General features: G+C 38.8%; 16 protein-coding genes. 2 read left to right on the top strand and 14 right to left on the bottom strand.

Annotated elements, in window-relative coordinates; translation table 11 throughout:
• Nucleotides 1-414: 414 nt before the first annotated feature.
• Nucleotides 415-1,101 (bottom strand): ribulose-phosphate 3-epimerase, encoded by a 687-nt coding sequence (gene rpe / locus AC1M9M_RS14060; RefSeq protein WP_180000186.1) that lies wholly within the window; start codon nt 1,099-1,101, stop codon nt 415-417.
• Between the two features lie 229 nt (nt 1,102-1,330).
• Here rpe and AC1M9M_RS14055 point away from each other — a divergent pair, with 229 nt between their 5' ends.
• Nucleotides 1,331-1,621 carry a DUF2218 domain-containing protein gene (locus AC1M9M_RS14055; protein WP_481588036.1) on the top strand — a complete coding sequence of 97 codons (291 nt, stop codon included), beginning with the start codon at nt 1,331-1,333 and terminating at the stop codon, nt 1,619-1,621.
• A 29-nt stretch (nt 1,622-1,650) separates the two neighbouring features.
• On the opposite strand, the gene AC1M9M_RS14050 is transcribed toward AC1M9M_RS14055, so the two are convergent.
• From AC1M9M_RS14050 to AC1M9M_RS14010, 9 genes are all read right to left on the bottom strand, one after another.
• Nucleotides 1,651-2,676: a M48 family metallopeptidase gene (locus AC1M9M_RS14050; RefSeq protein WP_481596642.1), complete on the bottom strand. Its 1,026-nt coding sequence runs from the start codon at nt 2,674-2,676 to the stop codon at nt 1,651-1,653.
• 11 nt (nt 2,677-2,687) lie between these two features.
• Entirely contained in the window at nt 2,688-3,698 is a 1,011-nt protein-coding gene (locus tag AC1M9M_RS14045) for a YjgN family protein (protein ID WP_257219954.1), read from the bottom strand.
• 218 nt (nt 3,699-3,916) lie between these two features.
• Entirely contained in the window at nt 3,917-4,753 is an 837-nt protein-coding gene (gene fghA / locus AC1M9M_RS14040) for an S-formylglutathione hydrolase (protein ID WP_481596641.1), read from the bottom strand.
• A gap of 32 nt (nt 4,754-4,785) precedes the next feature.
• Nucleotides 4,786-6,210 (bottom strand): C13 family peptidase, encoded by a 1,425-nt coding sequence (locus tag AC1M9M_RS14035; protein WP_180028728.1) that lies wholly within the window; start codon nt 6,208-6,210, stop codon nt 4,786-4,788.
• A gap of 118 nt (nt 6,211-6,328) precedes the next feature.
• On the bottom strand, nt 6,329-7,147 hold the full coding sequence (locus AC1M9M_RS14030; protein ID WP_481594036.1) for a class I SAM-dependent methyltransferase: 819 nt from the start codon (nt 7,145-7,147) through the stop codon (nt 6,329-6,331).
• The gene (locus tag AC1M9M_RS14025; RefSeq protein ID WP_481592376.1) at nt 7,141-7,965 is read right to left on the bottom strand and encodes an undecaprenyl-diphosphate phosphatase; all 825 of its coding nucleotides are present in this window, start codon (nt 7,963-7,965) and stop codon (nt 7,141-7,143) included. The genes AC1M9M_RS14030 and AC1M9M_RS14025 overlap by 7 nt, the downstream gene beginning before the upstream one ends.
• Nucleotides 7,966-7,977: 12 nt before the next feature.
• Nucleotides 7,978-8,643, bottom strand: coding sequence for a tRNA (adenosine(37)-N6)-threonylcarbamoyltransferase complex dimerization subunit type 1 TsaB (gene tsaB / locus AC1M9M_RS14020; RefSeq protein ID WP_481592375.1), 666 nt, complete (start codon nt 8,641-8,643; stop codon nt 7,978-7,980).
• A gap of 122 nt (nt 8,644-8,765) precedes the next feature.
• Entirely contained in the window at nt 8,766-9,296 is a 531-nt protein-coding gene (locus AC1M9M_RS14015) for a gamma carbonic anhydrase family protein (RefSeq protein ID WP_035268256.1), read from the bottom strand.
• 27 nt (nt 9,297-9,323) lie between these two features.
• Nucleotides 9,324-9,938: a CoA pyrophosphatase gene (locus AC1M9M_RS14010; protein ID WP_035268255.1), complete on the bottom strand. Its 615-nt coding sequence runs from the start codon at nt 9,936-9,938 to the stop codon at nt 9,324-9,326.
• Nucleotides 9,939-10,068: 130 nt separating this feature from the next.
• Here AC1M9M_RS14010 and AC1M9M_RS14005 point away from each other — a divergent pair, with 130 nt between their 5' ends.
• Entirely contained in the window at nt 10,069-10,617 is a 549-nt protein-coding gene (locus AC1M9M_RS14005; protein WP_035268253.1) for an NUDIX hydrolase, read from the top strand.
• A gap of 35 nt (nt 10,618-10,652) precedes the next feature.
• On the opposite strand, the gene filF is transcribed toward AC1M9M_RS14005, so the two are convergent.
• The 4 genes from filF to filC are packed head-to-tail and all read right to left on the bottom strand — an operon-like array spanning nt 10,653 to nt 16,717.
• Entirely contained in the window at nt 10,653-12,560 is a 1,908-nt protein-coding gene (gene filF, locus AC1M9M_RS14000) for a putative pilus system protein FilF (protein ID WP_481589570.1), read from the bottom strand.
• 12 nt (nt 12,561-12,572) lie between these two features.
• The gene (filE, locus tag AC1M9M_RS13995) at nt 12,573-13,829 is read right to left on the bottom strand and encodes a putative pilus assembly protein FilE (protein ID WP_481596640.1); all 1,257 of its coding nucleotides are present in this window, start codon (nt 13,827-13,829) and stop codon (nt 12,573-12,575) included.
• Complete coding sequence (filD, locus tag AC1M9M_RS13990) at nt 13,829-15,496, bottom strand: putative pilus system OmpP1/FadL family transporter FilD (protein WP_481592372.1); 1,668 nt, start codon at nt 15,494-15,496, stop codon at nt 13,829-13,831. The genes filE and filD overlap by 1 nt, the downstream gene beginning before the upstream one ends.
• A gap of 12 nt (nt 15,497-15,508) precedes the next feature.
• Nucleotides 15,509-16,717 carry a putative pilus system protein FilC gene (gene filC / locus AC1M9M_RS13985; RefSeq protein ID WP_092768595.1) on the bottom strand — a complete coding sequence of 403 codons (1,209 nt, stop codon included), beginning with the start codon at nt 16,715-16,717 and terminating at the stop codon, nt 15,509-15,511.
• Nucleotides 16,718-16,725: the final 8 nt, after the last annotated feature.

Genomic DNA, 16,725 nt, shown 5'->3' with positions numbered 1-16,725 from the left:
ATTATTTCTGCATTTTTAGGCTATTGAATTACAAAGGCGATCGCTATTGGCAGATAGAAGACTAAATCCGCACTAAATTAAAACACTTTACTGCACTATAGAATCACTGGTCTGGGATGTTTAAATTGATTTTTTATCTCGCTCTTTTAAGACTTATTCACGAAGATAAGCCAAATAATGAGCAACGAAAATTTCTCCCCCAAACAATACAACAGAAAAGATAAGAAGATCCATTTTTTGTAAAAAAGGACTCAAATGAGTCCTTTTTTATACATTTATTGTCTAATAAACAAACCATTGAACTAAATATGATTATAATCTAATCAAATTATCCAGACTGTTATCAACACAGATATCCACCACGTTATCCATAGACTTATCCACAGATGTGTGTAGTGTTATACATGTTTCGGATCAAACGTTAATTGAACCTACTTTCGCCAACTCTGCACGCATTTCATCAATTACAGCTTTATAATCTGGCTTTCCAAAAATGGCAGAACCAGCTACAAACATATCTGCACCAGCTTCAGCGATTTCACGAATATTTGCTGGACCAACACCACCATCAACTTCTAAGCGAATATCTTTACCAGATGCATCAATAATTTTGCGTGCTTCACGAAGTTTATCTAGCGTCATTGGGATAAATTTTTGTCCACCGAAGCCAGGGTTGACGCTCATTAATAAGACTTGATCCACTTTATCCAGTACATAATCAAGGTAATGTAAAGGCGTTGCAGGGTTAAAAACTAAACCTGCTTTAGCACCACCAGCTTTAATCAGCTGCAATGAACGGTCGATATGGTCTGATGCTTCTGGATGAAAAGTGATGATATCTGCACCCGCTTCTAAGAAATCTCCGATCATACGATCGACTGGTTTCACCATAAGATGAACGTCAATTGGGGCCTGAATACCATATTTTTTAAGTGCCTTACATACACCAGCACCAAAAGTTAAATTTGGTACATAATGATTGTCCATTACATCGAAATGGACCACATCTGCACCTGCTTCAAGTACGTTTTCGACTTCTTCACCTAAGCGAGCGAAATCAGCAGATAAAATCGATGGAGCAATTAAGAATGGCTTGGACATGTCAGGACCTGGCGGGAAATTAGAATTCAAAAGTTGATTATAGCAAAACTTCGTTTATTCATTCCTTCGAAATTACTGCTATTTAAATTTCAACTCAAAATGCAAATCGTTGATAAAAAAATCTTCAAGGACGGAATATGACTTATGCAAAGCTATGTTGCATATTCGGAACAACCTTATGGTGAGATGAATGTTAAGATACAATAAATTTCAAGCATTACGGTAAATAATGAAAACAACCACAACGATAGACAGCTCCGAAGCATTACGTATCGCTAAACGATTAAGCAATCATTGGAAACATAAATTTGATGTCGCCAATACCGATGACCAATATCAAATTTTTATGCCAAAAGTGACAGTTGAATTATCAATACAACCTGATCAACTTCATGTCAGTATTGTGAATAAAGAAGAAATATCTTTAGAAGAATTAATACGACTAGAAAATGTCGTGCTTGATCATATCAATCGCATGGTTCAAGCTGACTATCAAGTTATATGGTCTAGAGAAAGTTAAAGAAAAACCGACATAAAGTCGGCTTTTCATTATTGTTGCTGTTTAAATTCAGTAACACGGCGAATTCGTTCTTCAGTTGCAGGATGACTTGCAAAGAGATCAAGAATTTTTGATTGATCTTCGTCTTCTCCCATATCATCACTCATACGTTTTAAAAAGTTTGCAAAATGCACTGTATCCATTTCATGTTTATGCATGAGTTCTAGCGCATACTGATCTGATTCTAACTCAAACTTCCGTGAATATCCTGCACCAATCATGGCAACTGGCAAAGTCGCAATTAAATCCGATCCATCACCAGTGATAGCAATATAAAGTACGCTGAATCCTAGGCTCGAAAGACCTTGTTGTAAGCTGTGACGTTTTAATAAATGTGCTTGTTCATGTGCCAAAACGCCGATAATTTCCTGATCATTCTTGGCAAGCTTCACTAATTCATCGGTGAGATAAATTGTATTGTTTGGCAATGCGAGTGCATTGGCTCCAAGCGAGGTACCTTCCCTAAATTTCAACTGAGCGGGACGACCCTCAGCAACATATTTCAGATAATCCGCGAGAATCCGATCCTGTCTTTGCTGTGATAACTGAGAAGGTTTAGAGTATTCGGCTAAATAAACTTCTGCCTGACCACCCAAACGATTCAGCGTATTTTCTGGCAGTTGGAAAGCAACAATGTGCGATGCCGTCGGTATTCCCCATTTAATGACGGAGAAACCAAGTGCGACCACGAAAATAACACTAAAAATAATCAACGATGGTGTACGTTCAAGTTTCCATACTTTTTGATGAAAATTTTTATGCTCAACAGGCAACCATTCAGGAAGCTGACGCTCATGAAATTCAATCCTAGCGTCATGTGTTAACTCTAAAGCTGGATTACGTCGACCAATTTTACCAAGCAATACCATTTCATCTGCATGATAGTAGACTGTTTTCACTTCGCCTTTATCTGTATAACTGACAGCGATACTGTCTTGATTAGCAGGGCGAATCTGTGCTGTAAAAGGCTTAGAAAGAACACCATCATAATATGTCACTGTGAGAGGTTGATTCATTGAATTAACTCCTAAAGTGAAATATCAATATCAAAAATATCACTAATTTCTTCCGCGATGGCACTATGATCACTTTGCGCAATATTCATCATCAGATTTGGATCATCATTTAATTCTAAGCTCATCGACTCAACTTGGTATCGATAAATGCGAATAGCAGCCCATGCTGACAATAATCCTAAACTTAAGATTCTAGCGATCCAATTACTCGCAACAATCCATGCATAGCGCCATTGATTACAACTGGTCTTAAACTGACTGCTGTTGAGTGTTGTGCTATTCCACGTAGTAATAAAAATTCGTGCCTGTATTAACGGACCAATAAACAACATTCCAATCGCATAAACGGCAAAGATCATCATCAGCATCATATCCATTCCATGACCACTGAGTATTGATAATGTCGAACCACCAAATCCGATGAGCATAAGAATCAATACAAAGAGAATCATGGGAACATATACTGCTCGCATATAACTAGGCCAGTCATTGTTTAATTGAAATTTGAGTTGTCCAACGTACAAATGATTAAGCGTATATTTTTTATAAATCCAAATTGCGACAGGGCTAAATATACCTAATGTAAAAATGGTGATAGCAAGCGCAATTAAAAATTGTTTATAGGCTTCTTTATTCGTGCCAGAAAAATAAAAACGACTGTTCCCAAATTTACTGTTGCGCGCATTAAATCGAATTGTGGCTCGTACCAACCATGGAAGAGCAATATAAATAATCAGTCCACCAAATGCTGCTATCGTCATATCCATATATGAGGCAATCGCAAATATTGCCCAAATGCCAATGGCTATCAGTCGACCAATCAAAATTTTAGTCGGTAAACCAGTAAAATCAAAAAAGCGATGAAAAAATTCGGTATTGTTATAAAAATATCTTAAACGACGTACTTTCGCCCATGGCGCATATAGGCTCAATGTCGCAATCGTCAATAAAATATTGACGATCCATATGCCAAAGTACTCCATCGCATTGCCATGAAATTTAAATTTAAATACTTTCCCCATATAAATCGGTCGATTTTCATCTGCATCAGATAATGGAAATGGATCGTTGATGAATGGTAAGGGTGCTTGTTCAGCGGAGTGTTCTGATGAATTCATTATTATTTTCTCTGATTATAAAAATGACATCCCGAGAGATGTCATCATTCAACATGGTTTAAATGTGATATCGCACACATTATAACGAACTTAAGTATGAATATCTTAAAATTCAAATGAGATTAATTTTGCAATTGTAAAGCATGGAATTGCAGATGATCATCAATAAAACTTTGGATAAAGAAGTATCCATGATCATAACCCTCATGCTCCCGCAATGTGAGCTTTTGACCTACGGTTTTACATGATTCAGCAAATAGTGCTGGATTAAGTTGAGCATAAAACTGATCTGCAACCCCCTGATCAATTAAAACTTCGTGATATAGAGCACCCTTTGCTTTCACGAGTTCATTCGCATCATGTGCTTCCCATAACTCACGTTCTTCTCCGAGGTAAGCTGAAAATGCCTTTTCACCCCATGGACAAATTGATGGCGCACAAATCGGTGCAAATGCTGAGACTGACTTAAATAAGTCTGGATACTTCCAAGCAAGCGTGAGTGCACCGTGTCCTCCCATGCTGTGACCAAAAATACCAATCCCCTCATCCTGTACAGGAAACGATGTAAGAACTAGAGAATACAGCTCCTGTATAAGATACGACTCCATCTGATAATGCTCAGCCCAAGGTGCTTGAGTTGCGTTTAAATAGAATCCAGCCCCTTGCCCTATATCCCAAGAATCCCCGACCGCCACGTCGTCACCACGAGGTGATGTATCTGGAGCAATCAATATAATTCCCAATTGTGCAGCTAAACGTTGTGCGTGTGCTTTGATGACAAAAGTTTCTTCAGTACAAGTCAAACCTGCAAGATAGTACAACGCAATACATTTTTGACCTTCGAGTGCCTGTGAAGGTAAAAATACAGAAAATTTAGTCGGATTTTTCAAAAACTTTGAATTGATCTGATAAACACGTTGTTCACCATCAAAACATTTATTCTTTTGAACCAATTCCATTGCACTGCCTCACACATTTAATTTTTAAAACATCATCGCATATTCGTAAACTGAGCACTATCACTCTGGTGTTCACTACTTACGGTTGATAATCCAACCTGAGGAAATAATCTCTTTTCAAGTTGCGGCAACATAATTTCCATATTCTTACCAATGACCCATTGTGGCTCTGATGGCATAAACCCTTGTGCATTTTCCCAATGCGCAATATTGACTGATGCATCTTCAAAGGCTTCACGTAAGCTATTTTTTTCACGCATCGCTAAATCAAAGAAAGCACGTCCAAAATAAGTCGAGTCTGCATCATTTGAACAACCAAAAGACTCTCGATCTGCTGCAGCTGCAGTAATGACTAATGTATCTGGCGATTGCAACGCTGGAATAAAACTACCAGAGAAACATGATGAAATCACAATGACTCTCCACCTGATCCCTGATTTATCAAGCGTTTGGCGCAACCATTTTGGATCTATGTCTTCCAAATCAATTGGCGTATTCTCCATTTGAAATTGGTTACTCAATCCATGGGAAGTCATATAAAGAAACAGGACATCACTTTCACGATTCATCTGAGCGCCAATACGTTGCAATGCCAAATCAATACTGGTCTTTGACGCAATTGGATATTCTTCGCGAGTTGCAGGATTATTAATTAACGCAATTGATCGACCAAAGGTTCCGAAACGCGTATCAAATTGATCTTTAAATCTTTGAATTTCCAATTTGAATACATCTTGATAACTTGCACCAGCTACGCCCATAAAATACCAATGCGAGTTCGCGAACTCTCCAAATTGGATCTGTTCAAGCGCCTGATTTAATAATCTGCTTTGCGCGTAAAATGATTGTTCTGAAATACTTGGAGGCGCCTCATCTACCTTCCAAATTGGTTGACTTTGTGACGAAATCTGCCACACAAAAAGTGTAAAAAACGTGGCGATCATGATGAGCAGTCGCTCCCACCAAGGCCATTTTAATTCACGCGAAAAAACCCAAACAACAGCTAAACTTTGCCAAACAAACAATAAAGAAAATATGTGCTGCAAATGATCAACAAGGAAATTAGGTTGATAGTCAAAGTTATTAAAATAATATTGGATAAGACACTGAATCAAAACAATATGTGTGTCTAGTACTAACCAAAGTAATGCTGGCACTAACATCAAACGTGGATTATTAGTACGCTGTGAAAGGAAAATCCCAACAATTAAAGCAATAAATGGCCAGAGCGCATAACTCACTAATCCTTGAGAGTTAAATTCTCCAGCACCATTCGATAATAACCAGCTAAATAAAGAGCTCGCTGAACCTCCAAGAATTCCCCAAAAAATAAGTTGAAGAATTGATGGCCTTACAATCTGTAGTGATTTCCTTGAACCTAAAAATAACCAAATCCCTGCAAGCTGGTTACTTTTTAAATCATGCCAAAAGTTAATTGAAGGTTTAAGGTCTATCATATGATTACTGTGTAGGTGCTTGGATCAGCTTTTTTAAGTTTATGCTCGGTTAAATAATTATCAATGCTACTTTTAACTATATAACAATTTTTCGATTATTTTTGAGTCATTTACCAAACTACTCAGAAACAATCGTTTGAAAATAGGCATCAAAGCGACATGCATCACCTAACCATTGATGATCAGGTTTTTGCGCATTGAGATAAACAGCATGCCTTGGTCGCTTTACAATAACTCGCTTAGCAACGCTTTGAGCCAATGCCAACAATTCTTCACCTAAATCCATCTCTCCATCTTCAGGCAACAGAAGATGTAACAGCTGCATTTGTTTTTTAACTTGCGCTTGTTTTTTAATGGCATTTTGATTCTGATCGCGCTGTGGAAACATTGGATCTAAATATACTACATCGGCATCGACGTGTTGGTTTTCACATTGCTTAAGATAATCAGCGGAATCTGAAAAAACCAGCTGAATACGCGCAACAATACTCTTTAAAAATGGGTCAAGACTCGCTTGTTGATGAGTAGATTCTAACAAAGTATATAAAATTGGATGTCGTTCAACTAATGTGACATTTGCCCCTAAATGTGCCATCAGTAAACTGTCATGCCCAAGCCCTGCGGTGGCATCAATGAGCTGGGGTTTTTCAGATAACTGGCATGCCCTCGCAATCATTTCAGATTTCAAGCTAGCACGTTTTAAGCGACCGACTTCGGCTTTCCAATCAGGTTGCATACGCATGCCCTGTGCGCACAGCCACAACCCATCTTGATCAACACAAAGCGCAAGTTCAGGATGATGTCTGAAAAATCGAGCATTCAATTTTTCAACCTCTTCGATTGTTGACTGCACCCCACGAGAAGAAAGCACAGCATTAAAATGCTGTGCTTTCTCAAGAAAATCTCGTTCAGCAAATAAGCGTATTTCGCTTACCATAATTTCCAACCTGTAAATGCAAAGAGAAGGATCACTAAACCTGAAGCAATTCGATACCAAGCAAAAATCATAAAATCACGTTTTGCGACATAGGCAACCAAAGCTCGAATGAGTAATAAAGCTGAGACAAATGAAACAATCAACCCAGTTGTCAACACTGCCCAATCTTCAGCAGTCTGGAACACATCATAGCTTTGATATAAATCTAATAATCCAGCACCAATAATGACTGGAATTCCAAGAAAGAATGAAAATTCGGTCGCTGCTTTGCGGGAAACGCCTAAAAACATTGCCCCGATGATCGTAGCACCAGAACGTGACGTACCTGGGATCAAAGAGAGCACTTGAATTAAACCAATCCAAATTGCATCTTTATAACTGAGCTCTTCAACTTCTTTGACACGTATTCTTGGGGGATTTTTTTCTACCCAAATGATAATTAAACCACCCACAATCAGGCCAATTGCAATCGCGTAGTTATTAAATAATAGCTCTTTTACTGTTTGCCCAAAGGTCAAACCTATTGTAACAATTGGGATTGAAGCCAAGATTAAACCAAATCCGAGTCTTCTACCTTGTGCTTCGCCAGTGACCATACCCGTTGCAGCACCCCATAAGCGCGACCAATATTCATAAATAACCGCTGCGATTGCCCCCATTTGAATGGCAATCACAAAGACATCACTTTTTTCCTTGGTCCAGAAATTCATGAGTTCAGCGGCTAAAATTAAATGGCCTGTACTAGAAATGGGTAAAAACTCAGTAATACCTTCAACGATACCCATAATTGCCGCTTTAAGCAGCAGTAAAAGATCCATAGAAATTCCTAATTATGCTTTGCCTTGTTCTGGAATTTTTTTCCACGCATTGTCACGTAAATAAACGGGTAGTGCGAGATCGGCACTGAGCCATTGTTCTTTTAAAGCATGTTCACGTGCAATCGTCGCTATATCCTCAGCAGTTGCTTGGACATGTGAATAATCATTTAATTCGGGATGAATACATTTTGTTCCTGAACCAATCATTTGAAACTTTTGATAGGCTGCAGCATTTTCATAATTTAATAATTGCTCTTCATCCACCAACTGCATTAAACCTTGAGCATTTAACTGAAAACTTGCAATGTAGACCTCACTCATTCTTGCATCAAGTACAGCCGTAACTTCTGTCAGTTGATACATTCGATAAGCAGCCTGTGCCAGAGCTTGAAGGGATGAAACAGGAATCACAGGCACGTCATGTGACCATGCAAGTGCCTGAGTGACTGCTGCATTAATACGCACACCGCTGAATGAGCCAGGACCACGACTAAAAGCGATCGCATCCAAATCTGAAACGTGTACTTCAGCTTGCTGAAAAGCTGCTTCAATCATTGGGAGGATAGATTGGGTCTGCGCTTTTGCACGATCATCTAGTTGATAAAAAAGTACTTGATTCTCATCAATTAACGAAACTGAGCACTGCTCATTGGCAGTTTCTAATGCAAGCAATTTCATGCATGCCCCTATAAATCGTTAAAAATGGTGCTAATCATACTCCACTCGAATTATTCCTGCGAGAGCAGATCTGTTCAGATTTAGTGATTATTGAACGCTGGTATCAATCTCAACACTTATATTTAAAATTCAAATTTTTCAAGCTGAGTGAAATTTTTGAAATGATGCGCATAATGCATCGCACTCATTTTGAGTTTAGCTTCTGCAAACTCATCTAATGTTTTAATTACTTTGCCAGGAGAGCCCATCACCAATGAATTATCTGGGATGATTTTACCTTCTGGAATCAACGCATTCGCGCCAATAATGCAATTTTTACCGATTACAGCATTATTTAATATGACGGCGTTGATACCAATCAAACTATTATCTCCAATCGTACAACCATGTAACATTGCTTGATGACCAATGGTGACATATTGCCCAACATTCAATTCAATGCCCGGATCAGTGTGTAAGACGGCATTTTCTTGAATATTACTGAAATCACCAATACGAATTTTGCAGTTATCCCCGCGTATTACCGCACCAAACCAAACACTCACCTCTTGTCCAAGTTCAACATCGCCAATCACAGTGGCATTTTCTGCAATCCATCCATTCCATGGTTGAATCGTCGTTGAAGGGGTTTTGTCTTGAAATTTGTACATCATATGCAGCAATCCTATGCATTTAATATTTTAATGTTGTTTGAAAATTGAGGATTTAAAACTTGGGGAATTGAGCAAAAAGGGCCAGTTTTTTTTATAATTTAAGCCATACTGAAACAACGAAATCAGGATCCTTGCTGTAAGACCCCATATCACCTCATTCTCAACTCTTAAACTTGGAAAATAGATTGATTGCTTAGCCAATCGAACTTCATAAGGTGTTGGGCGAGCATCCATCATTTCGCGGATTGAAGCAAAAAAAATACGATCGATTTCTGTAGGTTGTGGGACAAGCTTCACATTAGGCGGTATCAATCCAACAACAGGTTTTACTAAAACACCCGCTTTTGAGCGCTCTGAAGGCAGATCACCTAGCAACTTTACATCGAACGGATTCAAAGCCGTTTCTTCCCATGCTTCTCGGAGTGCAACGACAATATTACTGGTGTCGTTCGGATCTCTTTTTCCTCCTGGGAATGACACTTCACCCGCATGATTATTCATATAAATAGAGCGACGCGTCAGCAGAATTTTAGGATCATCTTCATTGGTGATTGCAAGTAATACTGCAGCATCAGCTTTTTGAATGCGTTTAGAAAACCTAAGGTGTTGTTGCAGTTGCAATGTTAATGAATGATCCATCATCTTGAATAGCTCGATCTCTCTTTTTTATTCTCATCCCATCATATATGAAATTTTGTGCATAAGGCTATAAATGATGCGAAAGTTATTTTTTTGGGGTATGCTGAATCATCTCATTTTTACTTGACAGCATATGCCTTTTTGCACGGCCTGTGGGCAACCGACGACCGAACAGATTCCTTTAGGTGATCATAAAGTACGCCAAGTCTGTACGCATTGTAAAACCATTCACTATGTGAATCCAAAGGTCATTTGTGGAGCCTTAGCGATTTGGGAAGATAAAGTACTCTTATGTCGTAGAGCGATTGAGCCGCGCTATGGTCTTTGGACGCTACCAGCAGGATATATGGAACTCTTCGAGACAATGGAGCAAGGTGCAGCTCGTGAAACTCGTGAAGAAGCTGAAGCTGAAGTGGAAATTGAGCAATTGTACTGTATGTACAATATCCCTCGTATTGGTCAAATTTACGTATTATTTAAATCTCACCTTGTTGAAGGTAAATTTGGAGCTGGTGAAGAAACCATCGAAAGTCGTTTATTTGAAGAACACGAGATTCCATGGGATAGTTTAGCTTTCCCAAGTGTTGAACGAACGCTTCGTCATTATTTTGAAGACCGAAAATCGAATCATTTTCCTACACACTTAGAGACCTTAGGTACTCGACTTGATCAAACAGGTTAAAAAAAACTCCATCTCATAAGATGGAGTTTTTTTGGTTAAGCTTTTCGACCTATTTGATAACAAGGTGTTAAAGCAATTTCAATTGTTCCTGTTCTAAGCTTTGCTAGATTAAGTTGTTCAGTCGTTGGTTTATTCTCTGGAATCGAATTGTACGTGTGTTGGTATGTCGCATGCGTATTCACCCATTCAGCTGCGGCTGTAGAGCCCTTAGTATCCCAACTCGTGATATTAATACCCGCTCTTATGTCATTATTTACGATTAAGTTTTGTAAATTTAAACGCACACCTCCAGATGACACAAGTTCACTATTAGAATCGACTCCAAAGTCTGGTCTGTTATTTAGTCCAGCTCTGACCCCATTTAGGTTCCCAAAAATTGGATTCGCTAGAATCATACGTATTGTCAGAGATTTATCATTTGCAGTTGAATATGTTGTGCCTGTCGTACCAATAATGAATTGTTGAACATCCAATTCATCGGTCATAGTTGAAGTATTCTTAATGCTTGGACAAGTGGTAGATTTTAAACTCGATGCAGTACGATTGGTTCGTATATCTCCATTTTCATCAATGACGATACTCACTGTTTGTGATGGAATCGTTTTATCATTAAAGTTAAACACTAAATCTGCGTATAATGGGAAAATAATTTGATCCCCAGCTTCAACATTTTTACGTGTTTTGAACACTTTACGATCTAAATAGCTCACTGGACTGTATTTTAGAATATCAAGCTTACCTGTATAGCGCTCAGAATTGACATCTTGACGCCACTCCCCATATACCTCAGTGCTTGTAGGTGTATCCTTGCTGCCTAAGAATCCTTGATAAGCATACTGATTACCAGGAATAATGGATTGACCAAACAGAGTTCCTTTATAGATTTCTAATTTGTCATTTGAAGATTCAATACTTTTAAAAACTAAAGGTTTTTGTATTTTTTGTGAGATATTATTCAACCAATCTTTTGAATTAGAAACGACATCTAATTTTTCAGGTGGTACTTGATTGATTAATAATACTCGTGCTAACTCTTCTGAAGTATTACTACCCGTAACAATTGGTTTCCCTCTCCACTGTGAGAGATAACCACTCGCATAACCTTCGCGCGTAGTAATTACGCTCATATCAGCAATTGCTTGATTATTGTTTAGGCTTGAGCCGTGAAACCCTGCGAAATTAGTATTTTGTCCAATAAAGAGTAAGTGATTGGCCTGATAAATACCCACACTTCTCATTCTGATGATCTGTTGTGCTACTTTTTCCGCATCATCAATTGATACCTTATCGACATCTAACCATGGTTTCAGGATCTGAACATAACTGCCATTGTTGAACTCATTGGCCGTTATATTTTGGCTGATCACTTGAAGACCATCCAAATTGTCTTTTGACAGCACAACTTGCTGTATATCACCAGGTACATTACTGATTTGATCTACACCTAATGTTTGCAAAATTCGTATAATTCCGACCATTGCGTTATAGGTAGGATCGGACATATTAAAATTTTCAATTGGCTTACCAGTTAGCCCTTGAGCCATATCTTGTACACCAATCTGAATATAAACATCGCTCATTTTCTTAGGCACAATTGAACCTAGATCGACCGTCCCTAACTCAATTTTTCGAGCACTGGCTTCACCCTGAATATAAAATGTAACTTTGTCTCCCACTTGGCATGAACCAGTTGCAACATTAGGATCGAGTTCAGTTCGATAGTGATTCAGTTTGTCAGTACTACAATCGAACTTTAGTCCCTCTACAGGATAGTCCAAGACAAATCCAAGACAATTAGCATCATTTGAGGTTAAACAACCATTAGAGGTTGTAACGGAACCACGGTTAGGATCTTCATTTATTTTAGCACTCTCTCCACCACATCCAGTCAGTGCTAAAAAAAGCGTGGAAAACGTGAATGGGATAATATTAGACTTTTTCATTCTAGTTCTCTTTTATTTGATGGCCTTAAGCTTTAGCTGACCAGTATTCACGAGTTTTTGATTTTGAATATCAATTGATTCGACTAAAGGGGTGAGTAATAAATATCGTGTTTGAGGTGGTTTTTTTAATATACCTTCGAGTGCAGAGTATGTCGTGACGTTGGCTTGAGTATCTGTACTTTTAAAACCAGTCGCTCCCTCTAAAATGCAACCTTGCTGATCCAAAAATACTGCAATCGGCCAATAAAAAGTTGGGTTATTTTGAGATGAAGCAAATGATTGAATTTGAATCTGATCAATTGATTCATCTAACTCCACCACCTCGTAAGCAAAACGTTCTTTCAATGGCGCAACTGGCCATAAACCAATTTCACCTTGAGCACCCTTCAAACGCTTAGCTTTCTGAATTTTTTTATCTTTAAAACATGTATGTTCCAAAGATTCCGCAAGATCTTTTGCTTCAATACGCATGTACGTACTCGATAAAGCCATTGCTTCTTTCGCTGTAGGCTCTGTCGGCTGTAGGAACTGAGATAAAACGGCTTTGGTAATCCCTTTTTGTCGCTCAATTGTTTCAAAACGAGCTGCACCTACACCCTGCGTATCAGGAACTACATAAAACCGTTTTCTTCCTTCCAGATTAAACTCACGATCTTCAAGATATTCATGATCAATGTATTCAACACCATCAATCACAGTTACAGGACTTCCTTTTTCAGCTTTCAGTGAACCACCTGCGTTTTTGCTATCTGAAATCTGCTCAACACGTTGAACGCTTTCTTTAGAATTTTGATCGTGTGTAGATTTATTTTTTGTTAATGACTGCTCATGTTTCGTATTGACTTTAGTCTGTGCAAGATCAATTTTCGTCATTTGATCTTGAGTCTTTTTTTCAACACTCACTGTTGATTGTTCAACATTGTCATTTTGACTGCGCCCAACTGATTTGCTCGCTGTAGGAGCTTTAATACTCGGCTGAGCGATTTCAACCTGTATTTTTTTAGGCTCATCTGCTGGTTTTTTTTGAATGATTTTTGGCTGAACATTTTCTCTTTGAATTGATTTTCGATTTTTAATAGATTCGTTTTTTTGAGCACTAGATGCAGATCTTTCAATGACAATCGGTCTACCATCTGGACCTATAATTGTGTAAAAGTCTTGGGCATTCAATGTAGGACATATTAAAAAAGAACCTGCGCATAAGACACAACCGAGAGACTGGCTTACTCTTGTCTTTATTTGTTTAAATTGCTCAAGATTTAAGTCCATTACCATCTCGTTCTATAATTTATACCTAAAATCGTAATTTTGGTATTCGTCGATACATTTAAGCCAGCATATGGATTAAGTAATAAATTATCCACGGCGTCTAGATTGGCTAGGCTACTTGATCCCGCTGGAATTCTATCGCGGCTACGAAGGAACCCGACTGATAAATCAATATCTGTATCTTCATCAAAACGGTAACCAATACCCAATCCAAACAATTGTGCATTATTGATCGGTACCATTGTATTCCGCTTTCCATCTGGGATCGCACTTGTTCTAGGTTCATAACCAGCACGGAATTTCAAACGGTCATTGGCAGAATATTCAACGCCAACGCCCCAACTCCATGGAGATTGAAAACCTAGAGGCAGAGATAAAGATGAGTCTGTTACATCATTAGATAACAGTTTTGCAATTTTCAGAGCAGAAATTTGACGATCGAACTCAAATTTAAACTTATCCCAAGCCGCATAGTCAGTCCATCCCACATCGAAATTTACCTGTAAGTCCGGGAATACTTTGTACTTAATCCCTGCTTGGAAATGTGCTGGATATTCTAAATCCATAGACATTAGACCAGTTTCAATCGCAGGTACATAGTTCGGAAAACCAAGTATTGTTGCCAAAACTTGCCCCGTAGGTGAGGAGTTTAGTCCTTTAATTAATTCTCGGGATGCGTTTCCATTTTCTACAATATATTTTCCCTTTAAGCGCATTTTAGCACCGCTTTGGTAAACCAGCCCCAAACCAAACTCTTCAGTAGGTTCCCACAAGACACCTAGGTTGTAGCTTGGAGATAAACTCTGCTCCAGTTCAACATTGATCTTTCCAAAGGTTGAAAATGGATTCATGCCCTCATTGGTATTACATAAGCCGAATAGCAAAATATTCGTGACAATATTGTCATTTCCTCCACGGAAAGGGGCACAGACAGACTCATCCACCATCCTAAGAAGACCTATCATTTCATTTGGAAATCGCAAATCTGTTTTCATGGCAATGGCTTGATAAGACATTCCCACTGAAGCACCAATCGAAAGTTCATCATTTACTTGATAAGCAATCGATGGCGATAAATATGTAATACGCTCCATGGCAACTTGCTGCCCCATGAAGTTACCCGGATTACCATCTTCTGCACCGAAACCTGCAACCAGAGGTGCATAAACTGCAGTAGCGAAAGTAAACTTAGATCCTGGTGGATTGTAGGAGATCCCTCCAGTTGGAGCTGCTACTGGCCATCCTTCTCCTAAATCCACCATTTTTTTCAATACAGGAATATATAAGGATGCGTACTCGACATCACCTCTCACAGAATCCTTAAAATCAGTACAGAGGTTTGATGGATTATCAAGCGCATCATTACAGATTAATGGATCATCAGAATATCCAAAGACGTCATAACCTGATGGCGCGGAAAATTCACGCTGAATATCAAAATTAGCAACTAAGCCTTGAACGTCGGTTTGTAACCCTTTGAGTTTGGTTAAACCCGCAGGGTTAAAGTGAATTGCACTAATCCCGGGTGGATCTGCAGTGACAGCATTACCCATTGATAATGAGCGTACATCTACAGATAAATTCTGCCCAAGGTGTGCAAAGACTTGCGTACTACATCCACTCAGAACAATTGCTGTAACTAAAGGATGCAAACGGAATTGACTCATTTCCGAACTCCTTTAGCTTGCTTTTTTCTTACCGAAGCCAAGTATATCTAATGGGAACGATAGGCCGAGAGAAACATCTGGAGAGTCTTCAGTTAAACCGATACCTATCGTTCCATTGACAATCGTCTTCGGACTAACACGTACACCGAGTGCCACCGCAAACATAGAGCTGGTCTGAGTCGCAGGCTCGTAATATTCACCTGTATCATATGTAAATTTGGTACCCATGTTCATCGATTGCTGATAAGACATGGTCAAGGAGACATCATAGTTAAATGAATATGCAAACCCGAACGAGAATCCAGCCGTAACACCGGGTTCAAAAGTATCTAAAACACGGTTACGCCCAGTTAAACCTTCACCTTGAGTATTTCCTCCCCCTCGGATTTGATTTAAGCCAGATTCTTTAAAACCATAATTTGTTGATACTGACGCAAACAATACAACTGGATCAATATATTTTCTTGTACTTGCACCAACACCAACTGAATAATACCCCTTACCTGTTGAGAGATCCGTCAAAGGATTAATTTCATAGGGGCTATCACCTGTTTTTGTCGATAGATTACCAAACAAAATAAGTGGCAAACGACCTTCTTTCAGTGGAAATGGCTCCCAACGCGCCCCTAAACTAATATCACCCAAACCAGCAGTGGTCGTATCTTTGACACTATCAGACTTTGCAACCAATGGAATTGAAGCGTTTAGCGTGATGTTATCTCTTAAACCATATTGCGCTGTGATGGTATTGGTAATCGTATGATTTGCATCTTCATCAATACGAAGTTGATACAACTGTCCTTCATCGATCGAAGCATTTATTTGTGAATCCCGATAGTACGAATAATCAAGATCATAGAACGTTGAAAACTCACCACGCTTAATCAGTGAATATTGTCGCTCATTAGAGGAAAAAACTTCCTGCAAGTTAGTCTCTTGCGTCGCATCACCTTCTTTTTGTTGGAGCGCATTTGCAGCCTGCCCTTCAACACCTGGCTTAAGAGAAGGTGTTGCATCAACATTTTCAGTAGATTCTGCCGTATAACTTGATTGTGCTTGTTCAAGCTCGGTCGCCGAACTATTTTCAGTATTATTTTGAGTATCTTGAGAAATATTCTCTTCTGATGGAGCTTCAACTGTTTCGGGTGCTGCATAGACGCCTGTGACAATCATTTGAATACTGATTGCGAGTAGCGTTCTTTTCGTCCATTGATTATTCATTTTACTTC

This window comes from Acinetobacter sp. ANC_7503, from assembly GCF_056780035.1.
This window is presented reverse-complemented; position numbering and strand designations above follow the sequence as displayed.